The sequence below is a fragment of the Agrobacterium sp. P15N1-A genome (assembly GCF_044626815.1).
In the GTDB taxonomy this organism is placed as follows: domain Bacteria; phylum Pseudomonadota; class Alphaproteobacteria; order Rhizobiales; family Rhizobiaceae; genus Agrobacterium; species Agrobacterium leguminum.
Window position 1 is genome coordinate 1,415,963 of record NZ_JBIUPF010000001.1, and the last position, 24,467, is coordinate 1,440,429.

22 protein-coding genes are annotated in these 24,467 nt (G+C 59.9%); 13 read left to right on the forward strand and 9 right to left on the reverse strand.

All coding sequences use genetic code 11. The features are described from left to right. The first annotated feature begins 112 nt into the window (after window positions 1–112). Window positions 113–1,183, forward strand: coding sequence for a YjgN family protein (locus tag ACIK7D_RS07170; protein WP_400155945.1), 1,071 nt, complete (start codon window positions 113–115; stop codon window positions 1,181–1,183). Next, the gene (locus tag ACIK7D_RS07175; protein ID WP_400155946.1) at window positions 1,173–2,243 is read left to right on the forward strand and encodes a M48 family metallopeptidase; all 1,071 of its coding nucleotides are present in this window, start codon (window positions 1,173–1,175) and stop codon (window positions 2,241–2,243) included. The genes ACIK7D_RS07170 and ACIK7D_RS07175 overlap by 11 nt, the downstream gene beginning before the upstream one ends. A gap of 42 nt (window positions 2,244–2,285) precedes the next feature. Here ACIK7D_RS07175 and ACIK7D_RS07180 read toward each other — a convergent pair whose 3' ends face one another. After that, window positions 2,286–3,335: a Fe(3+) ABC transporter substrate-binding protein gene (locus ACIK7D_RS07180; protein WP_400155947.1), complete on the reverse strand. Its 1,050-nt coding sequence runs from the start codon at window positions 3,333–3,335 to the stop codon at window positions 2,286–2,288. A gap of 173 nt (window positions 3,336–3,508) precedes the next feature. Here ACIK7D_RS07180 and rirA point away from each other — a divergent pair, with 173 nt between their 5' ends. The 7 genes from rirA to ACIK7D_RS07215 all read left to right on the forward strand — a co-directional run bounded on the left by rirA (window position 3,509) and on the right by ACIK7D_RS07215 (window position 9,778). Beyond that, entirely contained in the window at window positions 3,509–3,979 is a 471-nt protein-coding gene (gene rirA / locus ACIK7D_RS07185; protein WP_059759126.1) for an iron-responsive transcriptional regulator RirA, read from the forward strand. A gap of 167 nt (window positions 3,980–4,146) precedes the next feature. Beyond that, entirely contained in the window at window positions 4,147–5,193 is a 1,047-nt protein-coding gene (locus tag ACIK7D_RS07190; RefSeq protein WP_400155948.1) for an AbrB family transcriptional regulator, read from the forward strand. Window positions 5,194–5,334: 141 nt separating this feature from the next. Then, window positions 5,335–6,246, forward strand: a complete 912-nt coding sequence (locus ACIK7D_RS07195; protein ID WP_003524447.1) for an ABC transporter substrate-binding protein — start codon at window positions 5,335–5,337, stop codon at window positions 6,244–6,246. Between the two features lie 96 nt (window positions 6,247–6,342). Beyond that, the gene (locus ACIK7D_RS07200) at window positions 6,343–7,509 is read left to right on the forward strand and encodes an ABC transporter permease (RefSeq protein ID WP_400155949.1); all 1,167 of its coding nucleotides are present in this window, start codon (window positions 6,343–6,345) and stop codon (window positions 7,507–7,509) included. Further along, window positions 7,506–8,444 (forward strand): ABC transporter ATP-binding protein, encoded by a 939-nt coding sequence (locus ACIK7D_RS07205; RefSeq protein WP_080818304.1) that lies wholly within the window; start codon window positions 7,506–7,508, stop codon window positions 8,442–8,444. The genes ACIK7D_RS07200 and ACIK7D_RS07205 overlap by 4 nt, the downstream gene beginning before the upstream one ends. Next, the gene (locus tag ACIK7D_RS07210) at window positions 8,441–9,181 is read left to right on the forward strand and encodes an ABC transporter permease (RefSeq protein ID WP_400155950.1); all 741 of its coding nucleotides are present in this window, start codon (window positions 8,441–8,443) and stop codon (window positions 9,179–9,181) included. The genes ACIK7D_RS07205 and ACIK7D_RS07210 overlap by 4 nt, the downstream gene beginning before the upstream one ends. Window positions 9,182–9,289: 108 nt before the next feature. Continuing rightward, window positions 9,290–9,778 (forward strand): gluconokinase, encoded by a 489-nt coding sequence (locus ACIK7D_RS07215; RefSeq protein WP_162934145.1) that lies wholly within the window; start codon window positions 9,290–9,292, stop codon window positions 9,776–9,778. Here ACIK7D_RS07215 and ACIK7D_RS07220 read toward each other — a convergent pair. The 7 genes from ACIK7D_RS07220 to ACIK7D_RS07250 form a co-directional block, all read right to left on the reverse strand. Further along, entirely contained in the window at window positions 9,775–11,076 is a 1,302-nt protein-coding gene (locus ACIK7D_RS07220; protein ID WP_162936750.1) for an FAD-binding oxidoreductase, read from the reverse strand. The two genes, ACIK7D_RS07215 and ACIK7D_RS07220, sit on opposite strands and share 4 nt — an antisense overlap. Window position 11,077: 1 nt before the next feature. Beyond that, window positions 11,078–12,439: a glutamine synthetase family protein gene (locus tag ACIK7D_RS07225; protein ID WP_003524441.1), complete on the reverse strand. Its 1,362-nt coding sequence runs from the start codon at window positions 12,437–12,439 to the stop codon at window positions 11,078–11,080. 253 nt (window positions 12,440–12,692) lie between these two features. Continuing rightward, complete coding sequence (locus ACIK7D_RS07230; RefSeq protein ID WP_400155951.1) at window positions 12,693–13,940, reverse strand: NAD(P)/FAD-dependent oxidoreductase; 1,248 nt, start codon at window positions 13,938–13,940, stop codon at window positions 12,693–12,695. 101 nt (window positions 13,941–14,041) lie between these two features. Then, complete coding sequence (locus ACIK7D_RS07235; protein WP_400155952.1) at window positions 14,042–15,682, reverse strand: ABC transporter ATP-binding protein; 1,641 nt, start codon at window positions 15,680–15,682, stop codon at window positions 14,042–14,044. Between the two features lie 5 nt (window positions 15,683–15,687). Beyond that, window positions 15,688–16,833: an ABC transporter permease gene (locus tag ACIK7D_RS07240; RefSeq protein ID WP_400155953.1), complete on the reverse strand. Its 1,146-nt coding sequence runs from the start codon at window positions 16,831–16,833 to the stop codon at window positions 15,688–15,690. Further along, complete coding sequence (locus tag ACIK7D_RS07245) at window positions 16,833–17,927, reverse strand: microcin C ABC transporter permease YejB (RefSeq protein ID WP_080818317.1); 1,095 nt, start codon at window positions 17,925–17,927, stop codon at window positions 16,833–16,835. The genes ACIK7D_RS07240 and ACIK7D_RS07245 overlap by 1 nt, the downstream gene beginning before the upstream one ends. A 139-nt stretch (window positions 17,928–18,066) precedes the next feature. After that, window positions 18,067–19,911 carry an extracellular solute-binding protein gene (locus tag ACIK7D_RS07250; RefSeq protein ID WP_400155954.1) on the reverse strand — a complete coding sequence of 615 codons (1,845 nt, stop codon included), beginning with the start codon at window positions 19,909–19,911 and terminating at the stop codon, window positions 18,067–18,069. Window positions 19,912–20,115: 204 nt separating this feature from the next. Here ACIK7D_RS07250 and mepA point away from each other — a divergent pair, with 204 nt between their 5' ends. From mepA to dapB, 4 genes are all read left to right on the forward strand, one after another. Then, complete coding sequence (mepA, locus tag ACIK7D_RS07255; RefSeq protein WP_137452510.1) at window positions 20,116–21,165, forward strand: penicillin-insensitive murein endopeptidase; 1,050 nt, start codon at window positions 20,116–20,118, stop codon at window positions 21,163–21,165. A 100-nt stretch (window positions 21,166–21,265) separates the two neighbouring features. Beyond that, window positions 21,266–21,649: a methylglyoxal synthase gene (locus ACIK7D_RS07260; RefSeq protein WP_003524431.1), complete on the forward strand. Its 384-nt coding sequence runs from the start codon at window positions 21,266–21,268 to the stop codon at window positions 21,647–21,649. Window positions 21,650–21,671: 22 nt separating this feature from the next. After that, complete coding sequence (locus ACIK7D_RS07265) at window positions 21,672–22,694, forward strand: glucokinase (protein ID WP_080818324.1); 1,023 nt, start codon at window positions 21,672–21,674, stop codon at window positions 22,692–22,694. Between the two features lie 126 nt (window positions 22,695–22,820). Beyond that, entirely contained in the window at window positions 22,821–23,648 is an 828-nt protein-coding gene (dapB, locus tag ACIK7D_RS07270) for a 4-hydroxy-tetrahydrodipicolinate reductase (protein ID WP_142844295.1), read from the forward strand. A 9-nt stretch (window positions 23,649–23,657) separates the two neighbouring features. Here dapB and phnF read toward each other — a convergent pair whose 3' ends face one another. Beyond that, a complete protein-coding gene (gene phnF, locus ACIK7D_RS07275) occupies window positions 23,658–24,395 on the reverse strand; it encodes a phosphonate metabolism transcriptional regulator PhnF (RefSeq protein ID WP_080818329.1) in 738 nt (245 codons plus the stop codon). Window positions 24,396–24,467: the final 72 nt, after the last annotated feature.

Genomic DNA, 24,467 nt, shown 5'->3' on the forward strand with positions numbered 1-24,467 from the left:
CTGTTATGGCGTAAGAGAGCAGTTGCGGCGTGGGGACGCTGCCAAACCGACGATAACGGGGAAGCCTGCAAACTCAATCTGCCCGGAGAGGGGCATGTCATGAGGGACTATTATGAGTGATATCTCAGTGAGTGCGGATCAGCGCGCGCTTGAACGCGGCTCGTTCAGCGGAAATGCCAAGGAATATTTCGGAATCTGGATCGTCAATATTCTGCTGACGATCGTCACCATCGGCATCTATTCCGCCTGGGCGAAGGTGCGCCGCAAGCGTTATTTCAATGGCAATACCGTGCTGGCCGGTCGCGCCTTCGGTTATCACGCCACCGGCGGGCAAATCTTCAAGGGCCGGCTGATCGCCTTTGCCTTCATCGTCGTCTCGCAGCTCGTCGGCCTCATCCATCCGTTCCTGGTTTTCGTGCCGGCAATCCTTCTAATGATCTTCTTTCCATGGCTGATCACGCGCAGCATTCGTTTCAATGCGCGGGTGACGAGCTATCGCAATGTGCGTTTTGATTTTGTCGGAACGGCATGGGGCGCTTTTGTCTCCATCCTGCTTGGCAGCCTCGTTGCGTTCTTCTCCTTCGGCATTCTGGCGCCGCTGTCCAGCCGCTGGGCGAACCGCTATATTTTCAGCAACCTGCGTTACGGCGACCGGCCCTTCAGCGCCGATCCCAGAATCGGCAAGCTCTACCGGGTCTGGATCATTCCCGCGATCATGGTCGTGATCGGCGGCATCGTGGTCGGCTTTTTCGGCATTGCCGCCTTTGCGGCCAATAGCGCGATGCTCGAAGACGAGACGGCAGCCATGGCCACGGCGCTAGCTTCCCTTTATGTCGGAATTTTCGGCGCGTTTCTGGTCTATGGTCTTGCGGGTGTCGTCTATCGCACCGGCGTTCGCAATGTCGTCATCTCCTCCATGCTGCTGGACGGAAAGCACGACCTGCACAGCGATCTTCATCGCGGCCGCTACCTGTGGATCGTCATCTCCAACCTCATCGTCACCGTCTTCACGCTTGGCCTGATGCGGCCATGGGCGGCGGTGCGCGAGGCGCGTTATACCGTTGAACGCACGGCAATCCGTTTCAATGGCGATGTCGGCGAGGTTCTGTCCTCGATGGAGGCGACAGGCGCCGCCGTCAGCGCCGAATATATGGATATGGAAGGTTTCGAATTTGGTTTCTGATACCGGAGAAACCGTGGCGGGCGAGTGGCATGCCGCTCGCTCCAACCTTTCCAGCGCCGCCAGGCTGAAGCTTGGCGGCACGGTCCTTCTCGTGCTCGACGCGAAGGACAACCACGTCAGAACCCAGGCGGAGATAAAAACGGTCGAGATCAGCCATCGGGTCGGCACCATCCCCCGGGAGTTGCATTTTCCCGATGGGTCGCTGTTCGAAACCCGTGACAATGAGGGCGTGGACCGGCTGCTTGGCCAGCACATTACCAAGCGTTCCGGTTTCGTGCACTGGCTGGAACAGTTCCGCCCACGACTGATCGGCATCACCGCCGCAGCCGTTCTTCTGGCTTACGGCACCTACAAGCTGGCGCTTCCGGCGCTGGTGGAACTGGCGGTCGCCGTAACGCCGCCCATCGTTCCGCAGGTCATGTCGGCCAGCACCATGCAGGCCTTCGACCAGGCGGTATTTTCTCCAAGCGAACTTCCGCAGGAAGAGCAGGACGCCATCCGTGCGGAATTTGCCCGGATCGCCGCCCATGCGGAAGGTTCGCCCGAGGACTACAAGCTGAATTTCCGCAAGGGCGGTTATATCGGCCCCAATGCCTTTGCGCTTCCCGATGGCACGCTGGTACTGACAGACGAGCTGGTGGAACTCGCAGGCGACGACAGGCAGATGATCACCGGGGTTCTCGCCCATGAAATCGGCCATGTGGAATATGAACACAGCCTGCGGCAGCTTTACCGCGCCGCCGGAGTTGCCGGTCTCGTCATGCTGATTGCCGGCGATGTCGGTTCGGCCATGGAAGATATTCTCACCCAGGGCGGCGGTCTTCTGGCGCTATCGCATTCACGCGATGCCGAGCGGCAGGCGGACCAGCGCTCCGTCGAACTGATGCGTAAGGCCGGGCTCGACCCAACCGCCATCGAACGGTTCTTTGCGCTGCTGGAGGAAAAGCTGGGCGACAAGGACGGCACCAGCATTGTCTCCACCCATCCCGGAACGCCGGAAAGGCGCAAGGCCATTCTCGATTACAACGCTTCCCTGGACAACAAACCGGCGGGTAACTGACCCGCCGGTATCGCAACTCTCAGAGCTCGATCAAGAGCAAACTCAGTTGGTCGGGCCGTCGTTGAAACCCACTTCATCCACCAGTTCGGACGCCTGCTTGCGATGGGCGGCTATGTCCGTCAGCGGCAGCTTGTCGGGATTGATGGGACCGAAACCCTTCACGACATCGGATGGCTCCGCGCCGGGCAGCACCGGATATTCGAAGACCTGCTTGGCGTAGATTTCCTGCGCCTCGCGCGAGGCCAGGAATTCCATCAGCTTCAGAGCATTGTCTTTGTTGGGGGCGTATTTCGTCAGCGCCATGCCGGAGATATTCACGTGCGTGCCGCGATCGCCCGCATTGGGGAAGATCACCCGCACCGATCCGGCCCATTCCTTTTCTTCCGGCTCGCGATCGTTGGTCAGCATCAGGCCAACATAATAGGTGTTGCCGAGCGCGATATCGCATTCACCGGAAAAGATCGATTTCGCCTGGCTGCGGTCGGTTCCGTCAGGCTTGCGGGCGAGATTGTTCTTCAGGCCGGTCAGCCATGTACGGGTATAATCGACGCCGTGATGGGCGATCATCGAGGCGATCAGCGCGATATTATAGGAATGCTGGCCGTCGCGAATGCAGATCTTGCCCTTCCATTTCGGATCGGCAAGCTCCTCATAGGTAATGTCCTTCTGTGTCACCCGCTCCTTCGACGCATAGACCACCCGGCCGCGCGTGGTGAGACCAAACCATTCGCCCTCGGGATCGCGCAGATTGGCGGGGATATCCTTTTCGATGACGGGATCGTTGAGGACCGGCCGGGTAACCTTGCCCTCCTTCGCCTCGACGAGACGGGCGATATCGACCGTCAGCAGCACATCGGCCGGCGAATTGACGCCTTCGGCCTGAATGCGTTCCACTAGCCCTTTGTCGAGAAAAAGCACATTCGCCTCTATCCCGGTTTCCTTCGTGAAAGCATCGAGCAGCGGCTGGATCAATTCAGGCTGGCGATAGGAATAGACGTTAACCTCCCCCTCTGCCAGAGCGACGGGCGCGGTGACAAGGATCGTCAGCCCTGAAAAAACGGCAGCGGAAAAGTATGATTTCAAGCTTGCCATTATGAATGCCTCCATTACATTCCGATTCTTGACTTGTTTGTTCATGAATCATCCGGACGGTCAACAAGGCTGTTCGAGAAATATCGGATGGGTGCCAGTTTTTTCAGTTTCTGGAATTGTTCTAAACTGAAAAAGAGACTATATAACTCCACATTGAGAGTTAGGAGACCAGCATGCGCTTGACCAAACAGACCAACTATGCCGTTCGCATGTTGATGTATTGCGCCGCCAATGAAGGCCATCTGAGCCGCATTCCTGAGATCGCCAAGGCTTATGGCGTTTCGGAGCTGTTCCTGTTCAAAATCCTGCAGCCGCTCAACAAGGCAGGCCTGGTGGAAACCGTGCGTGGCCGCAACGGCGGCGTGCGTCTTGGCAAACCTGCCGAAAAGATCAGCCTGTTCGACGTGGTGAAGGTGACCGAAGACAGCTTCGCCATGGCCGAATGCTTCGAGGACGGTGCTGTGGAATGTCCGCTTGTGGATAGCTGCGGCCTCAACTCGGCGCTTCGCAAGGCGCTCAATGCCTTTTTCGACGTTCTGGCGGAATATTCGATCGACGATCTCGTCAAGGCGCGGCCCCAGATCAACTTCCTGCTTGGCCTCGATACGGAAATGCCGAAGATCGCTGCCCTTCCGGCTGCCTGATCATCCCATTGCCGCATCGGCAATTGCCATAGCCCGTGTCCTTGAGGCCACGGGCTTTTTTATAGAATACGCATGAAATGTAATATTTTTGATCCTGCGTGTTGACGTCGCGAATGGAAGCGGCGCATTTGGTCGCGAGCTTTTTCAAGCAACCAATCAGCGTCGCAATGATCATCAAGCCTGAATTCCATACATTTGCGCTCACCGCGCTCGTCGGCAGCATAGGGGCGCTACTCGCCAGCCTCATCGATATTCCGGCACCTTTTCTTTCCGGCCCGGCGCTGGCCGTGACGATCACGGGGCTAGCCGGTGTGAGGCTTGGTGTTCCCGCCTTCATCCGCAATGCCTGTTTCGTCGTCGTCGGCATTTCCATGGGAACGAGCGTGACGCCCTCCGTAATCGACGCCGCAAAGACCTGGCCCGTAAGCTTCGTCGTTGTGCTCGTCGCTGTCGTCATCATGCTCTATGTCGCCTACTGGATCCTGCATTATGGCTTCGGGTACGACCGGACAACGGCGATGCTGGGCGCCTCTCCCGGTCATCTCAGCTATATCATCAGCCTCGGCGCCGAGACGAAAAGCGACCTTGCGACCGTCAGCATCGTGCAAAGCGTGCGGGTGCTGGCGCTGACGCTTTCCGTGCCGCTGATCGTCGAATATTTCGATCTCGTCAGCACGGAACCGCTTGTGGCCAACCCGCCAATGGGCCTTTTCACGCTGGCGCTGACCATCGGCGCATCGCTTCTGACCGGCTGGCTTTTCCTGCGCTGGAAGTTTCCGGCCGCGCTGCTGCTTGGCGGCGTCGCCATTTCCATCGGCACCCACATTACCGGCCTTACCGAAGGCGGCGTTCCCACCTGGCTCAGCCTGCCCGTCTATGTGCTGATCGGCTGCCTCATCGGCACGCGCTTTTCGAATGTCTCACTAATGGACGTGCGGAAAGGCTTTCTGGCGGGCTTTGTCGTCACCATCGCCGTGATGCTGATTGCCGGCGGCATCGCCTGGATGATTTCCGGCGTGACCGGCGTTCCGCTCAATGCCGTCATGATCGCCTATTCGCCGGGCGGCCTGGAGACCATGGCGGCGATGGCGGTGATGATGCATGCCGATACCGCCTATGTCGGCTCCCACCACGTCATCAGGCTCTTGTTTCTTTCGGTTCTCATGCCGCTCGTCATGGGCAAGGATGCACGCAAGCGCGACGGCGAAACCTGACCATCGGCGTGTAGCCGGAGCCATCGACGCGAAAAAGCAGATGGCATGCAACCATTTTTCCTCCCGGCCGTTTATATTCGGCCGCAATTGCGGCGGCGATCTTTCGCCTGTTCGGCAGGCTGACCCACCGGAGGAACATCCATGAACCGCTTGATGACGTTGACGGGCGCCGGACTTGCGCTTGCCCTTTCTGTTTCCATCGCGCAGGCGCAGGTGGTCGTGTCGTCGAAGATCGACACGGAAGGCGGTGTTCTCGGCAACATCATCCTCGCCGTCCTTAACCAGAACAAGATCGAAACGACGGATCGCATCCAGCTTGGCGCCACGCCGGTTGTGCGAAAAGCGATCACGGCGGGCGAAATCGACATCTATCCGGAATATACCGGTAACGCCGCGTTCTTTTTCTCCAAGGCGGACGATCCGCTCTGGAAAGATGCAGCCAAGGGCTATGAAGAGGCGAAAACACTCGACTTCGACGCCAACAAGATCGTCTGGCTGACGCCATCGCCGGCAAACAACACCTGGGCCATTGCGCTGCGCAAGGATGTCGCCGACAAGAACAATCTGAAGACGCTTTCCGATTTCGGCAAATATGTTGCCGATGGCGGCGAGGTCGTCCTTGCCGCCTCTTCCGAATTCGTCAACTCCGCCGCCGCGCTCCCTGCATTTCAGACCACCTATGGCTTCACCATGAAGCCTGACCAGCTGATCACGCTTTCCGGCGGCGACACCGCGGCCACGATTGCCGCCGCCGCCAACCAGACGAACAACGCCAATGCCGCCATGGTCTATGGCACGGATGGCGGCATCGCGCCTTCAGGTCTCGTGGTGCTGGAGGACGACAAACATGTGCAGCCGGTCTATCAGCCAGCGCCGATCATTCGCGAAGAGGTTCTGAAAAAGCACCCGAATATCGAAGAGTTGCTGAAACCAGTGTTCGAAAAACTCGATCTGGCAACACTGCAGGATTTGAACGCCCGCGTGCAGGTCGGCGGCGAACAGGCCAAGACCGTGGCGCTCGACTTTCTGACAAAGAACGGCTTCGTCAAGTAACCGCTCGCGGCGCCGGAGCGGGGTGCGGGAACCGGTGCGTTCCCGTGGTCCCGTCCCAAATCAGAGTACACGGGCGAGAAGACAGGGGAGCAGGATTTGACGAAATGGCCTGACAAAGTGGGCGTGGTGATTTCGTGCCTGCTTCTTTATGCGCTTTTTGCGTCGCCTTTCATGACATTCCGTGCCAACCGGATCGTTCAGGGCGAGACACGAACGGTCTTCGAAGCTCTTCCGGGTTCGGCTGCAACTGTTCTCGCCACCATCGTTCTTCTTTCGGCCTTCATCGCCTTTTTCCGCTTTCCCACACGATTGAAACTCGCCGTCGCGCTGGTCGGTCTTGCGGCACTGGCGGTTTTCGTCGGGCAGGCGGCTTCTTTCCTCATGCCGGAGGGTGACGGTTTTGCCCGCGTTTCACCTGCCAGCGGCTTCTGGCTGATATTTGCCGGGCTGGCTCTGCTCGCCACGGATTGTATTGCGCGTCTTGAGCCGAAGCCCGCTGCCCGGATTTTGTTGCTGCTGGTGGCCATCGCCGCGCTCGCGGCCGTGCTGACAAGCGGCCTCTGGAACGACCTCTCCATCATCAAGGAATATACCGGCCGGGCCGATATATTCTGGACCGAGGCTTTGCGGCACGTGGAACTTGCCATCGGCTCGTTGATCTCGGCGACCGTAGTGGGCATTCCCCTGGGGATACTCTGTTACAAGGTCGAGCGGTTGCGCGCAGGCGTACTGAACAGCCTCAACATCGTCCAGACCATTCCCTCCATCGCCCTTTTCGGCCTTTTGATCGCCCCGCTCGGGTGGATCGCGGCCACTGTGCCGGGTGCCGCGAAAATCGGCATCGCCGGCATCGGCATGGCGCCCGCTTTCGTGGCGCTGTTTCTGTATTCGCTGCTGCCGGTGGTTTCCAACACGGTGGTCGGTCTTTCCGGTGTTTCGCAGGCGGTCCGGGAAGCGGCGCGCGGGCTTGGCATGACGCCGGTGCAACGGCTGCTGCGGGTGGAATTTCCGCTGGCCATGCCGGTCATCCTCACCGGCATCCGCATCGTGCTGGTGCAGAATATCGGCCTGGCGACGATTGCCGCCCTGATCGGCGGCGGCGGCTTTGGCGTTTTCGTATTTCAGGGCATCGGGCAGACGGCGATGGACCTCGTGCTGCTCGGCACCGTGCCGACCGTCCTTCTCGGCTTTGCCGCCGCGATAACACTCGACGCTCTCATCGACAGCAATCTCTTCAGCGCAGGCGGAAGGCAAAAGGCATGATCGAAATCGACACCATTACAAAACGATATGGCGAAGCAGCCGTCGTGGATCAGGTATCGCTGACTGTCGCGCCGCGCACCGTCACCGTCATCGTCGGCACTTCCGGGTCGGGAAAAACCACCCTGCTGCGCATGATAAACCGGCTGGTGGAGCCCACCTCCGGCACGATCCGTATCGACGGTGAGGATGTCAGCGCGATACCCGGCTTCAAGCTGCGTCGCCAGATCGGCTACGCCATTCAGGGCCATGGTCTGTTTCCGCACCGGACGGTGGCCGAAAATATCGCGACCGTTCCGCAGCTGATCGGCTGGGATCGCAAGCGGATCGAGGCGAAGATCGACGCGCTGATGCATCTCTTCCAGCTCGATCCCGCGCTTTATGCCGACCGTTTCCCGCATGAACTCTCAGGCGGTCAGCAGCAGCGTGTCGGCGTGGCGCGTGCGCTGGCCGCCGAGCCGAACATTCTTCTGATGGACGAACCCTTCGGCGCACTGGACCCGGTGATCCGCGCCAAGGCCCAGAACGATCTTCTCGATATCCAGAAAAAGCTCGGCGTGACCGTCGTTCTCGTCACGCACGATATGGACGAGGCCTTTCATCTGGCGGACCGTATCGCCGTGATGGACAAGGGACGCATCGTGCAGGACTGCCCGCCGGCCGAACTGGTGCTGAAACCGGCGACGGATTTCGTGCGCACCATGATCGGCGAAAACGAACGGGCGCTGAAACTGCTTTCCGTTCTCTCCGTTGCCGATGTCGTGGAGCCGGGAAACGCAGAGGGCGAACCGCTCACCGAGCATACAAGCCAGCGCGACGCCCTGTCGGCAATGTTATGGGCGGGCTGCGATGTCCTGCCGGTCGTCAGGGACAATGGACAACCTGCCGGCCGGGTGCGGCGTGACGTTCTCCTCCAGCGTGCCGCCGGAGCCCCATGAAAAACGCCTTATCCTTCTTTGCTCTCGGGCTACTGGTGCTGGCGCTGATCGTCTTCCTTTCCGTGCCGCTGGTCTTCGCACCGGTGTTCCGCCCTCTCGTGCAGGCCAATGCACCGGCAATCTACACGCAGGCCAATCTGTTTTCCCTCACGCTGTCGCATCTAACCATCGTGGCGATTGCCACGGGGCTCGCCACGCTCACGGCGGGAGCGCTCGCGATTCTCGTCACCCGGCCATTCGGAGCGGATTTCCTGCCGTTGTCGCGCAGCATCGTCAATATCGGCCAGACCTTTCCGCCGGTAGCGGTGCTGGCGCTTGCCGTACCGATGATCGGCTTTGGCGAAAAACCAACGCTCATTGCGCTGTTTCTCTATGCGCTTTTGCCAGTATTCGAAAATACGCTGACGGGTCTTACGACCCTGCCCGCCACGGTGATGGATGCCGCGAGAGGCAGCGGCATGACCGGCTGGCAACGCCTTGTCAAAGTGGAGTTACCGCTTGCCCTTCCAGCCATTCTCGCCGGCATCCGGCTTTCGGCGGTCATCAGCCTTTCGACCGCGACCATCGGCTCGACCGTCGCGGCGCGTACCCTCGGCGAAGTGATCATCGCCGGCCTGCAATCCAACAATCTCGCCTTCATTCTTCAAGGCGGGCTGATCGTTGCGGCGCTGGCGATCCTGATTCACGCTGCCTTTTCCGCGCTGGAGAAGAGTGCGGCGCGCAAAACCGGGCACTGACACAGGCAAGCCCCGCATTTTTATATTCCCGATATCTGCCGCACATGGTAGGGGCTGACCGTCGAAACAGAAACATTCGAGGTTCGGGTGACACAGGCAATTGTCGTGATGGGAGTGAGCGGCTCCGGCAAGTCCACGGTCGCGGAAGCAGTAGCGGAGAAACTGGGCGTTGCCTTCATAGAGGGTGACAAGCTTCACCCGAAATCCAATGTCGATAAAATGTCCGAAGGTATTCCGCTGACGGACGAAGACCGCTGGCCCTGGCTCGATCTTATCGGCGCGGAACTGCGCAAGGGCAGCGAAAGCAACGGTGTCGTCGTTTCCTGCTCGGCGCTCAAGAAAATCTATCGCGACCGCCTTCGCAAGGCCACCGGCGGCCCGCTGGCTTTCGTCTATCTGGATGGCAGCCTGGAGCTTCTCAGCCGGCGCATGGGCGAGCGCAAGGGCCATTTCATGCCGCTTTCGTTACTTCAGACCCAGCTTGCCACGCTGGAAGTGCCGACCGGTGAACCGGGCGTCGTGACCGTCAGCATCGATGCCACACCGGAGGATATTGCGAATAACGCACTTTCCGGTTTGAAGACGGTGACGTTCTAAAATCCGAGCCTGTCGCGCAGGCCGTACCACCATGCGCCAAGCACGGTCAGCGGCACCCGGAAGGTCTTGCCGCCGGGGAACGGATAGTTCGGCAGCGAACTCCAGATATCGAAACGTTCGGCGTGGCCGGCAACGGCTTCGCCCAGTATCTTGCCGAGCAGATGGGTTGTCGTAACCCCATGGCCGCTGTCGCCATGCGAGAAATAGATATTGTCCGACAGCCTGCCCATATGCGGAATGCGCGTCAGGGTCAGCGCGAAATTTCCGCTCCAGGCAAAGTCGATTTTCGTTTTTTCCAGTTGCGGGAATGTTTTGAGCATGTTCGGGCGGATCACACCCGTCAGATCGGCCGGATCGCTGCCGCCATAACCGATGCCGCCCCCATAGAGCAGGCGATTGTCCGAGGTCCGGCGATAGTAGTCGAGAATGTAGTTGGCATCCTCGACACAATAATCGGCAGGCAGAAGAGCCTCGATCAGATCGGCATCGAGGGGTTCCGTCGCCATGACCTGACTTGAGACCGGCATCATCCGGTCGCCGATTTCCGGCAAGAGTTTGCCGAGATAGGCGTTGCCGCAGACGAGGACATATTTCGTCTTGACGCTGCCTGTTGCCGTGCGCACCACGGGGTTTGCGCCCTGCTCCACCGCAATGACCCGCGAATTTTCGAATATGCGAGCACCGAGGCTTTCAGCCGCCGCCGCTTCGCCCTGCACCAGATTGAGCGGGTGGATATGCCCGCCGAAGCGGTCGATCATGCCACCGGCATATCGATCGGTTTTCACATAGTGGCCGACATCCGCCTTCGAGACCATTTCGAGCCCGCCATGGCCGTGTTTCTCCCAATGGGCCTTATGGGCCTCCATCTCGCGGATCTGTTTCGGCGTGAAGGCGGCGAAGAAACCGCCATCGACGAGATCGCAATCGATGGCGTATTTGGCGATGCGGTTGCGGATGATCGCGCCGCCTTCAAGCGACATTTCGCCGAGTTTCACCGCCTTGTCATGCCCGTAGCGGCCAGCGATGGTTTCGAGATCGCGGCTATAGCCGTTGACGATCTGGCCGCCATTGCGACCCGAAGCGCCGAAGCCGACGCGGACGCCTTCCAGAACGATGACGGAATAGCCGCGTTCACTGAGTTCCAGCGCGGCGGAAATGCCAGTGAAGCCACCGCCGATGATGCAGACATCGGCGTCCAGCGCGCCTTCGAGTGTCGGCCGCACGGTTTTGACATTGGCGGAGGCCGCATACCATGACGATGTGTGGCCGGGATTGGGAATGTTCGTTACCTCAGCCATTTCACACCGTCCTGATATAGGCGTCATATTCGACGTCGGTTACACGCAGGGAAAATTCGGAAAGCTCCTGCTGTTTGCAGGCGGAAAACAGCGTGCGGTACTTCTGGCCAAGCGTTGCATAGGCAAAGCTCGACCGCGTGAAGCGCTGCAACGCATAGTCCCAGTTGGTGGGCAGCGGCTCGTGATTGATCGCGTGGCTGTCGCCGGCAATCGCGCCGCCCGGTTGGCGCTTCTCCTTCATGCCTGCCAATGCGGCGCTCAGGATCATCGCGACAACGAGATAGGGATTGGTATCGGCGCCGGCGACCCGGTGTTCGATACGCGTCGCGGCCTTGCTGGCAACGATGACACGCACAGCTGCGGAGCGGTTGTCGATGCCCCAGGAGGCGTAGGTCGGTGCGTGTTCGCTGGGTGTCAGGCGGCGATAGGAATTGGCATGGGGGGCGAAGATCGCCATGCTTTCACCCATGTTTTCCAAGAGGCCGCCGACCGAATGCATCAAGGCATCCGATGGACCGTCCTCCCCGGCGTAGATGTTCCTGCCGTCCCTGTCGAGAACGGAAAAATGCACATGCATGCCATTGCCGGCCTGCAACCCATAAGGCTTGGCCATGAAGGTGGCGTCGAGATCATGCCGCCGCGCCACGCCCTTGACGATGCGTTTCAGGAAGACGGCGAAATCGGCCGCCTGCAATGCATCCGGCACATGGTTGAGATTGATCTCATATTGGCCGGGACCGTTTTCCCGCAGCGTCGTGTCGGCAAGCACGCCCTGTGCGCGGCAGGCCGTGGCAATATCATGGAAGACGTCCTCGAAATCCTGAAGTTCGGAAATCGACAAAACCTGTGTCTGGCCCGTATGCCACCGACCCTCGCGGCTGTGCGGCGGACGAACGGGATCGAGCGCGGAGCGAACGGGATCGATCAGGTAAAATTCGAGTTCGGTAGCCACCACCGGCGTGAGACCAGCCTTTTTATAGGCGCCCAGAACCTGCGCCAGAACATGGCGCGGATCGCCATAAAAGCCGGTTCCATCCGGATTTTTCATTGCCAGCAGAACCTGTGCCGTCGGGCGACCAAGCCATGTCACCCGCGACAGTGTGCCTGGAACGGGGAAACAAAACCCGTCCGGATCGCCCGTGCCTTCCGCAAGACCTGCGGCATGCACATCCCGGCCCCAGATATCCAGCGCATAGACCGAACGGGGAATGGCCATTCCCTTTTCAAGAACGTCGATTGCCCGTTCGCGCGGAATCCATTTGCCGCGCGGCACGCCGTTCGCATCTATGACGAAAGCTTCGAGAATTTCGATATCAGGGTTATCGGCGAAAAATTTCTTTGCGTTTTCAATATCATCCATCATGCACCAGCAAGCCGTTTCCATCTCGTTTCATGCGCAGCGAGTTGCGCTAACGAAAGTCGTCCTGCTGCTGATAGATGAGAAACCTCGCCACCATGATGACGTTTTGCCCCTTTTCCCTTTAGATCATTACATGATCTAAATTATATAGTTAGAACGGGATTTCAGGCGAAAACCGCTTACACTTTTCGCCATCCCGCTCCAGCATGCGACCATGTTACGTGGCCTGTCCCCGGAAGGCCAGCGGATTTAGCTATCAGGGATTGAACCTTTCCGGGCGATAGGCGTCGATGGCGATAACCGGCGTTTCGCCCAGCATGGTTTCCGCCAGCACCCGGCCGGTGATCGGCCCAAGTGTGAGGCCATGGTGGGCGTGGCCGAAAGCAAACCACAATGTTTTATGGCGCGGCGCTTTGCCGATGATCGGCATCATATCCGGCGTGCAGGGCCGCGCGCCCATCCACGGTTCCGCATCCAGCCGGCCGCCGAGAGGAAAAACGGTGCGCGCCACCCGCTCCGCCCGCTCGATCTGCACGGGAGATTTCGGTGCATCTCGTTCGGCAAATTCCGCGCCCGTCGTCAGGCGGATGCCCTTTCGCATCGGCGCGAGGAAATAGCCGCGCTCGGCGTCGATCAGCCAGTTATTGAGCTTCGTGCCCTCCTGCGGCGCGTAATGCATGTGGTAACCGCGTTTCACGCCGAGTGGAAAGCGATAACCCAGCCGTTCCGTGACGGTATCCGCCCAGGGGCCAAGCGCCACGACGGCATGTTCGGCCTCGACCGCGCCGGTTTCGGTGCGCACCGTCCACCCACTCACCGTCTGGCTAAGGGTGGAGGCATCGCCCCTGACGAAGCTTCCGCCGAGGCTCTCGAACAGCCGGACATAAGCGAGCGTCAGCGCATGCGGATCGCGCACCGACCAGGGATCGTTCCATTTCAGGCCACCGACGAAATCATGGCTGAGATGGGGTTCGGCTGCGGCAAGCTCCTCGGCGTCGAGTTTCGTATGGGAAATACCGTGGTCGCGCGCCAGACGCTCGGCGAAAGCAAAATCGGCATCCCGCCTTGCGGCGGTCCTGTAGGCCTCCATCCAGCCGTTCTTGACGATCAGATCACCGGCTTTTGCCTCGTCGATCAGGATATTGTGCTCCGAAACCGAATGCTCGATCAGCGGCGCATAGGCGCGGGCAATTGCCGCGTGGCGCGTGGCTGCGGAATTGTACCAGTAGCGGCCGAGAAACGGCGCGATCTTCGGCAGGGCGGAGAGATGATAGCGGGCATCGATGCTGTTGTTCAGGGAATAGCGCAGCAGCAGGGCGAGATCCTGCGGGAAGGCATAAGGCACAACGCCTTCTCTCTGTATCAGCCCGGCATTGCCGAAGGAGGTCTCCTCGCCCGGCCCGCGCCGGTCGACCAGCACCACCGACTTACCCCTGCGGGCCAGCTGCAGGGCGATGGAGACCCCGATGATCCCCGCCCCCAAAACGATCACATCCGCTGCCATGGCAATCAATCCGTTTCCGCGTCACATGCCCTTCAACATGGGTCGGCATTTTCCGCAAAGCAACAGAAAAATCATCACCTTAACAGAAACAGCAATGCGGCCTACTGGCTTATCGCCTTCGTTTTCATCGCCTCGATGTTGAAGGCAGCCGCCAGCAGCGCCTTGGTATAGTACTGCTGCGGGTTGGCGAAGATTTCCGCCGCCGGGCCGCTCTCCACCACCTTGCCGTGGCGCATGACGATCAGGTCGTTGGCGAGCGCCTTCACCACCTTCAGATCGTGGCTGATGAAGAGGTAAGCGAGTTCATGTTTCGCCTGCAGATCGCGCAGCAGATCGACCACCTGCGCCTGCACGCTCATGTCGAGCGCGGATGTCGGCTCATCCAGCATGACAAAACGGGGTTTAAGCACCATGGCGCGGGCAATGGCGATGCGCTGGCGCTGGCCACCGGAAAATTCATGCGGATATCGCCAGCGGGTGGCTGGATCGAGGCCAACCTCTTCCAGTGCGGTGGCGACACGCGTATCGCGCTCATCGGCAGACAGAGACCGCTCATGCACCTTCAGGCCCTCGGCGACGATCTCGCCGACCGACATGCGCGGGCTGAGCGACCCATAAGGATCCTGAAACACCACCTGCAGCCGGTTTCTGAGCGGCTTCATCATTTCATAGGAATAGTGGTCGATCGACTGGCCGATGAAGCTGATACGCCCCTCAGACGCAATCAACCGCGAGAGGGCCAGGCCGAGCGTCGTTTTGCCGGAGCCGGATTCGCCAACCACACCAACCGTCTGCCCGGCGCGCAGGATGATATCGATGCCGTCCACCGCCTTCACATGGTCGACCACCCGGCGCATCAGCCCCGCCTTGATGGGGAACCAGACCTTGATATCGTCGCCCTGCATGACCACCGGTTTGGTCGCGTCGGAATGCGGCGGCTCGCCCTTCGGCTCCGCCGCCAGAAGATGGCGCGTATAGGCGTGCTGCGGATCGTTGAAAACCTGCTCCACGGTGCCGGTCTCGACGATCTTGCCCTTGGTCATGACGCAGACGCGATCGGCAAATTTGCGAACGATGCCAAGATCGTGGGTGATGAACAGCATGGACATGCCGTGCTGCCTTTTCAGATCGCCGAGCAGCTCGAGAATCTGGGCCTGAACCGTCACGTCGAGCGCCGTCGTCGGCTCGTCGGCGATCAGCAGTTTCGGCCGGTTGGCGAGCGCCATGGCAATCATCACGCGCTGCCGCTGGCCACCGGACAATTCGTGCGGATAGGCCTTCAGGCGCTTTTCCGGTTCGCGGATACCCACCTGCAACAGCAGTTCCAACGTGCGCGCCCGCGCCTCCGCTCCGGTGATTGCCTGATGCAGTTCCAGAATCTCGCCGATCTGCCGCTCGATGGTGTGGAGCGGGTTGAGCGAGGTCATCGGCTCCTGAAAAATCATGGTGACATCGTTGCCGCGGACCGCGCGCAGGGCGCGTTCCGGCAAAGTCAGCATATCCTTGCCGTCGAACAGGATTTTGCCCGAGGGATGGCTCGCCGCCGGATAGGGCAGCAGTTTGAGGATCGAGTTTGCCGTAACCGATTTGCCGGAACCGGACTCGCCGACGAGGGCAACGACTTCGCCCGGCATCAGGTCGAAGGAGACATGATCGACGGCGATGCTGGTCGCGCCGCCCTGGTGGAAAGCGACGGAGAGATCGCGGACGGAGAGAAGCGGTTGGGTCTTTGTTTCCGTCATGGCGATCACCGGAACGTCTTGCGTGGGTCAAAGGCGTCGCGCACCGCTTCACCGACGAAAATCAACAGTGAGAGCATGATGGACATGGTGAAAAACGCAGTGAGGCCAAGCCAGGGGGCCTGAAGATTGTTCTTGCCCTGCGCGATCATCTCGCCCAGCGACGGCGATCCCGGCGGCATGCCGAAGCCGAGGAAATCGAGCGAGGTGAGCGTCGTGATCGAGCCGGAAAGGATGAAGGGCAGGAAGGTCAGTGTCGCCACCATGGCGTTGGGCAGAAGGTGGCGGAACATGATCGTCCAGTTGCCGACGCCAAGCGCACGGGCGGCGCGGACATATTCGAAGTTTCTGGCCCGCAGGAATTCGGCGCGCACGATGCCGACGAAACCGACCCATGAAAAGAGCAGCATGATGCCGAGCAGTACGAAGAAGCCTGGAGGCAGGATGGCCGCGATGATGAGCAGGATGTAGAGCACCGGCATGGACGACCAGATTTCGATGAAACGCTGCAACAAAAGGTCAGTCCAGCCGCCGAAATAACCCTGGATCGCACCGGCGGTGACGCCGACAAGGGCCGACGCAATGGTCAGCGTCAGGCCGAACAGCACGGAAATGCGGAATCCATAGATCATCCGCGCAGTGACATCGCGCGCCTGATTGTCGGTTCCGAGCCAGTTGAGATTGCCAAGCGTGCAGCCGGGATCGGCATCGCCTTGCGGGTAAGCCGAGCAGCGATCCTTTTTATCCATCAGCCAGAAGGGCGCGGTCGGCGCAGAATGCGGAATATTGGAATTGACGGTCTGATAGGAATAGCGGATCGGCGGCCAGATCATCCAGCCATTGGCGTTGATCTCGTCCTGAATGAAGGAGGATTTGTAGTCGGTCTGGGCCAGGAACCCGCCGAATTTTTCCTCCGGATAATCGACCATGACCGGCACCAGAATCTCGCCCTTGTAAGAGGCGAGAATGGGTTTGTCATTGGCGATGAATTCCGCAATCAGGCTCAGGAAAAACAGGATCAGGAACAGCCAGAAGGACCAGTAACCGCGCCGGTTTGCCTTGAAATTCTGCCAGCGGCGCTTGGTGGTGGGCGAAAACCACGGGCGCTTCGGCTTTACCAGCGTTTCCGTTTCGGCGGCATGGGCAAGCGTCATCACACGTCCCTCCGCTCGAAATCGATGCGCGGATCGATCCATGTATAGATCAGGTCGGAAATCAGGCCGACCACGAGGCCCATCAGCGAGAAGATGAAGAGCGTGCCGAACACGATCGGGTAATCACGATTGACGACCGAGAGATAACCGAGGCGACCTAGACCGTCGAGCGAGAAGATATTCTCGATCAGCAGCGAGCCGGTGAAGAAGGCCGAGATGAAGGCGCCGGGAAAACCGGCGATCACGATCAGCATCGCGTTGCGGAAGACATGACCATAAAGAACCCTGCGCTCGGTGAGCCCCTTGGCGCGGGCGGTGATGACATATTGCTTCTTGATCTCGTCGATGAAGGAATTCTTGGTCAGCAGCGTCGTCGTCGCGAAGGCCGAGAGCGACAGCGCGATCAGCGGCAGGGTCAGGTGCCAGAAATAGTCGATGATCTTCTGCCACCAGTTCAGTTGCGCGAAATTGTCCGACACAAGGCCGCGCAGCGGGAACCAGTCGAAGAAGGATCCGCCGGCGAAGAGGACGATAAGCAGAATGCCGAAAAGGAAGCTCGGCACGGCATAACCGATGATGATGATGCCGGAGGTCCAGACGTCGAAGGTCGAGCCGTCGGACACGGCTTTCTTGATGCCGAGCGGAATGGAGATGATGTATGAAATGATCAGGATCCAGAAACCGAGCGAGGCCGAGACCGGCAGCTTGTCGATGATAAGATCAATGACAGAGGAATTGCGGAAGAAACTGTCGCCGAAATCGAAGCGGATGTAGTTCCACATCATTTCGAGAAAGCGGGTGAGCGGCGGTTTGTCGAAGCCGAACTGCTTTTCGAGCTTGGCGATCAGCTCCGGATCGAGACCCTGCGCACCGCGATATTTCGAACCGCTGTCATCGAAACCGCCGGACTGGCCCATAAGATCGCCACCACCCGAGAGCCGGTCGGAGGCGCTGTCGCCCTGCCCCGTCAATTGCGCGACGACCTGTTCCACCGGCCCGCCCGGCGCGAACTGGATGACGAGAAACGAAATGCCCATAATGCCGACGATGGTCGGGATCATCAGCGCCAGACGTCTGAGGATATAGGCGCCCATCAGCCTCTGCTCCCGGCCGATACGTCAGCGGTTTTCGTCTCAGTCAAACCCGGTCCTTTCCTGAAAGCGCAGCCTGCGCTTTGAGCGATTCGTCTCGCCCTATGTGAATCAAGCCTTCGCCACGAAAGCAAGGCCGGCGTCAGTTTCCGGCCTGGTTGGACCACCATGCATCTGGAAAACCGACGCCATATTGGGGCAGGCTTTCCGGACGGATAAGCGTGTTCCAGTAGGCGATGAACATCTCACCACGGTAGAATTGCGGGATGACATAGCTGTTTGCCAAAAGCACCCGGTCGAGAGCGCGTGCCGCCGCCACCTGCTCATCCCGGTTGGGCGCAAAGATGACCTTTCTGACCAAGGCATCGACGGCGGGGTTCTTGATGCCGGCGATATTGTTGGACCCTTGCCGGTCGGCGGCGGCCGAGCCCCAGAAATCCGCCTGTTCGTTTCCGGGGTTGGCCGAGGTCGCCCAGAGCTTGACGATCACGTCATAATCGAAGCTGCGGGTGCGGTTGGTATATTGCGAGGCGTCGACGGTACGGATCGTCGCGTTGATGCCGATCTTCTTCAGATTCTGGACATAAGGCAGGATGGTTCTTTCCATGCCGGCGGAATCGATCAGAAACTCCATATCGAGCGGCTGTCCGGTTTTCGCATTGACCATGCGGTTGCCGCGCAGCTCGTAACCGGCTTCCTTCATCAGTTTGACCGCTTCGCGCAGATTGTCACGCTGCTTGGCCGGATCACCCGCGACCGGGTTGCGATATTCGGTGGTGAAGACCTCCGGCGGAACCTGATCCTTCAGCTCCTGAAGAATTTCCAGCTCTCGACCGGTGGGCAGGCCGGAAGAGGCCAGTTCGCTGCCCATGAAGAAGCTGTTGATGCGCTGGAACTGGCTGTAAGCCAGGGTGCGGTTCAGCTCCTCGAAATCGAAGGCGTAATTGAGCGCCTTGCGCAGGTTCGGGTTCTGGAATTTTTCGCGGCGCATGTTCGGCACGAAGGCCTGCATGATGCCAACGGAACGATAGATATTCGGCAGTTCTTCCTTCTTGACGCGGCCTTCCTTGACGGCCGGAAAATCATAACCCGTGACCCAGCGGCTGGAGGAGGCTTCCTGGCGAAAATCAACGGTGCCGGACTTGAAGGCCTGGAATTCCACATCCTGATCGGCAAAGAAGGTGTAGGCGATGGTTTTGAAATTGTTCATCCCCACATTCACGTTGACGTCCTTGCCCCAGTAGTCGTCGCGGCGCTCGTAAGTGATTGTCGAGCCGGGAGAGACTGCCGCAATCTTGTAGGCGCCGGAACCCATCACCGGCTCCAGCGTGCCGCGCGATATGTCGCGCGGCTTGCCATCCGGGCCGGCGGCTTCCCACCAGTGCTTGGGAACGATCAGCAATTGCCCGACAATCTGCGGCAATTCGCGATTGTTCTTTTCATCGAAAGTGAAGGTAATGTCCCTTTCGCCGCTCACCTCCGCCTTGGTGACGTGGGTGTAATAGGTCGCAAGCTGCGGACTCAAATCCTTGGCTTTTTCGAAGCTGAAGACGACATCTTCCGGCGTCACCGGCTTGCCATCGGCCCATTTGGCCTCCGCACGCAGCCGGAATGTGGCTTTCGAAATATCGTCCGGGTAGCTCACGCCCTCGGCCAGAAGACCGTAGGAGGCCGACAGCTCCTCTTCCGTCGATTTCATCAATGTATCGAAAACCAGCGAAAGGCCGGTCGCCGCCTCGCCCTTGGCGAGCAGCGGATTGAGGGTATCGAAGGTGCCCGCCGTCGACAGGCGAAGGGTGCCGCCTTTCGGCGCCTTGGTGTTCACATAGTCGAAATGATCGAAGCCATCGGGATGTTTCAGTTCCCCGACCGTCGAAATCCCCTTTCGCCACACATCGGCCGATTGTGCGGAGGCCGCCGCCGGTATCAGCAGGGCGGATGCCGCAAGAGCAATGAGGAGACGGGATTTCAGTGGTGCCAATATCATCGGGGGAATGTCCCTGTTTTCGCGTTTGTTGGAGAGAGCATAAAACAAAGATTGGCAAAAAACAGATGCGCCGGCTCACAAGCTCTTTATCGACGCCTTTATCTTCGCGCTTTGCGAGATGCGGGCGAAACATGGTTTCAACAAAATCCCGTTCCAGTTTATCTTAAGGGGAAGAGAATCATCTGATCGGACGGGCACGACTATATGACGGCGGGATCATCGAGAGTTTTCAAGGCGGCCATGCTGGCGATTTCGGTCGTCTCCGCGCTGCAGTTGCAGATGGAAACCGCATCGGCCGAGGACAGGCCCGCGAAAGAAGTGTTCGGCCACATGGCGCTGCCTTCCGCCACGGGCTCGCAGCCGATCGGATCCTATGCCAAGGGCTGCCAGTCCGGCGCCATCGCCATGCCGACGGACGGTCCCGGCTGGCAGGCCATGCGCCTTTCCCGCAACCGGCGCTGGGGCCAGCCGCAGATGATTTCCTTCCTCGAGCAATTTTCGCAGGATGCCCAGAAGATCGGCTGGCCGGGCCTGCTGCTGGGCGATATTTCCCAACCGCGCGGCGGGCCGATGCTGACAGGCCATGCTTCGCACCAGATCGGCCTCGATGTGGACATCTGGTGGCGACCTATGCCGACCCCACGGCTGAGCGTGGAGCAGCGCGAAACGGTGCCTTTCATCTCCATGCTGGACAAGAGCAAGTTCCTGACGGTCGATGACCGCAAGTGGTCACCGCTCAATGCCCGGCTGGTGATGATGGCGGCAAGCTATCCGCAGGTGGAGCGTGTCTTCGTCAACCCCGCCATCAAGCAGAAACTCTGCCAGACATGGACCGGCGACCGCACCTTCATGGGCAAGATCAGGCCGATCTACGGCCATGACGAGCATTTCCACATCCGTCTCGAATGCCCGCCCGGCGCGCCCAATTGCAAACCGCAGGCGGCCGTGGGCAAAGGCGACGGCTGCGACAAGTCGCTTGCCTGGTGGTTCAGCAAGGAACCATGGGCGCCGCCGAAAAAGGACCCCAATGCCAAACCGGTGAAACCGCGCCCGGTCATGGTTTCCGATCTGCCCTCGGCCTGCGCCGCCGTGGCCGCCGCCCCTTCCACTAACCCCGAGGGACTTGCGGCCCAGGCCTACTCCCCTGCTCCGGCAACGCGCCAGCAAAGCGTGGAACAGGTCATTCAGGCAGCCCCCGCCCTGCAGCCGCCTTCGGATATTCCGCTTCCCACCCAGCGCCCGACATTGAACTGAAACAGAAATGGGGCATTCAACAGCTTCCCTTTTCAAATGGCGGCAAGCTGTTATAGAAGGCTTCAAATCGATTTAATTCTTGATGGAACGGGCTGGGACCATGGAAGGACAACGCTGTATCGCGCTCATCGCTCATGACGAGAAAAAGGACGATATGGCGGATTTCGCCCGTCATCACCAGAAGGCGCTTGCCGGCTTCAGGATCGTCGCCACCGGCACGACGGGTGGGCGCGTGCAGGAAGCCTGTCCGGGTCTTGAAGTCATTCGCCTCAAAAGCGGACCTCTCGGCGGCGACCAGCAGATCGGCGCGATGATCGCCACCGGCGAGGTGGACATGCTGATCTTCTTCACCGATCCGCTGACAGCCATGCCCCATGACGTGGATGTGAAGGCGCTGACGCGGCTTGCTACGGTTTACGATATTCCCATGGCGCTCAACCGCGCCACCGCAGAAAATCTCATCGACTTCCACGTCGCCAACTGAACCTCCCAACATGGAACAGGCAATGCCGAAGACGTCCGATACCGAATATCTGTCCTTTCCGATCCTTCTTGGCGACATCGGCGGCACCAATGCCCGCTTTTCCATTCTGATCGATTCCTTTGCCGAACCGGTGCACCTCACCACCGTGAAGACGGCGGAATATCCGACCATCGACGACGCCATCCAGCAGGCGGTTCTGGACAAGACCTCGCTGCAGCCTGTCTCGACCATTCTGGCGATCGCCGGCCCGATCGAAGGTGACGAGATACCGCTCACCAACTGCCATTGGGTCGTCAAGCCAAAGGACATGCTGGCCAATCTTGGCTTGAAAGATGTCATCGTCATCAACGACTTCGAGGCGCAGGCTCTGGCGATTGCAGCGCTTGACGACGACAACCGCGAATCCATCGGCTCCGGCCGCAAGGATGTGCTGGCATCGCGCGTCGTTCTTGGACCGGGCACGGGGCTTGGCGTCGCCGGGCTGGTGTACGCCCGCCATATGTGGTTCCCCGTGCCCGGCGAAGGCGGCCATATCGATATCGGCCCGAGAAGCGCGCGCGACTATGCGGTTTTCCCGCATATCGAAACCATCGAGGGCCGTGTCGCCGGGGAGCAGATCCTGTGCGGGCGCGGGCTGGTCAATCTTTACCGGGCCGTCTGCACCGCCGATGGCATCGAGCCCGTCTTTTCCGATCCGGCCGACATTACGTCTCAAGGGCTTTCGGGCGAGAATCCGCAGGCGAAAGAGACCCTGTCCCTTTTCAGCACCTATCTCGGCCGCGTCGCCGGTGACCTCGCGCTGATCTTCATGGCCAAGGGCGGTGTCTATCTGGCCGGCGGCATTTCGCAGAAGATCATTCCGGCGCTGAAGAGCCCGGAATTCCGGGCCGCCTTCGAAGACAAGGCGCCGCACAGCGCGCTGATGCGGACCATTCCCACCTTCGTCGTTACCCATCCGCAGGCGGCTCTTTCCGGGCTTGCCACCTATTCGAGAACGCCGTCCGATTTCGGCCTGTCGCTGGACGGACGACGCTGGAGGGCTTGATCGCCCGGCCTGTTCTTATGTGATGCTTGCGAAACAGGCGGGCGGTCTTTAACGTCGCTGCTGAAAACATCAATCGACCGATACCGGCGAATTTCGATCCGCCCGAGATGAAAAGTGAGTGACAGCATGGGCAGCAGCGGCATGAAACTGGTGGTGGTCGGCGCGGCGGGCCGCATGGGACAGGCGCTGATCCGCCTCATTCACCAGACCCCCGGCGTCCAGCTGCATGCCGCCGTCGCGCGCGAAGGCTCGGCCTTTGTCGGCCGCGATGCCGGCGAGATTGCCGGTCTTGGGCCCATCGGCGTCGAGATCACCAGCGATCCGCTGCAGGCATTTCTCCACGCAGAAGGGGTGATCGATTTCACTTCGCCGGCAACCAGCGTCACCTTTGCCGGCCTCGCCGCGCAGGCCCGCATCGTGCATGTGATCGGCACCACGGGCTGCTCGGCGGAAGACGAGGAAAAATTCAAGGCCGCATCGCGTCATGCGCGCATCGTCAAGTCGGGCAATATGAGCCTCGGCGTCAACCTGCTCAGTGTTCTTACACAGCAGGCGGCGCAGGCGCTGGATGCGCAGAACTGGGATATCGAAATCCTTGAAATGCACCACAAGCACAAGGTGGATGCGCCCTCCGGCACCGCCCTTCTGCTCGGCGAGGCGGCGGCGGCGGGCCGCAAGGTCGATCTCACCACATCGTCCGTTCGCGTGCGCGACGGGCATACGGGTGCGCGTGAAGCGGGGACCATCGGGTTTGCCACGCTGCGTGGCGGCTCGGTGATCGGCGAACATTCGGTGATCTTCGCCGGAGAGGGCGAGCGCGTGGAGCTTTCGCACTATGCCGGCGACCGCTCCATTTTCGCACGCGGCGCGATTGCTGCAGCCGTCTGGGCCTTCGACAAGAAGCCGGGCTTCTATTCGATGCTGGATGTGCTGGGGCTTTCGCAGGCGGAGTAAGCTTTCGGCTTAATTCTCCACCGTGAATTCGACCGTATCGGCCGAAAAGCGGCTGATGGCGTATTGCACCGGTACGCCATCCATATCGGCGTTCAATGCTTGAGTAACAAGCAGGATCGCGCCCGGCGACAATTCGAGATCGGCCAGATCCTGCGTATCCGCATGGCTGGCGGAGATGACGGTGGAAATACGCACGTAGTCCGCCACGCCCAGCATATTGAAGGCAGCGGTTATCGAGCCGCTCTTCTGATAGGCCTCCCCTATTCCGGCGAAACGATCGGCCGGAAACCATGTGGTCGAGCGGGACACCGGGCGGTTATCGGCCTTGCGGAGCGTTTCGAGACGTATGAGCGGCGCACCCGCCGGCAATTGCAGCCGCGCCGCCAGATCGGCATTGGCCGGTTCGGTCGTATGGGACAGAAGCAGCGCTTCCATTTCCTTAACCTGATCGCCGATGCCCTCCGTAAATCGCGTGCGCCGTGAAATCGGAAAACTCAGGCGCTCCTTGCGGGCGATCATGGTCCCGCGCCCCTGCATCGGCTCGAGAATACCTTCGCTGGCCAGCGCCGCAATGGCGCTTCGGACGGTATGGCGGTTGACGCCGAATTTTTCGGCCAGCGTCATTTCCGGCGGCAACATGCCGGTTTCATCGTGATCGCCCGCCGCGATCTCGCCTCTGATCCTGTCGGCGATCTGCCGCCAGAGCGCCACGCCGTTCTTTCTTTTCATCGCTGCCGAAGGGCCCATGTCACACGCTTGTCATTCATCAACGTTAAATGTAACTTATATTGTATAGTTGTCTATATCAATATACATTAT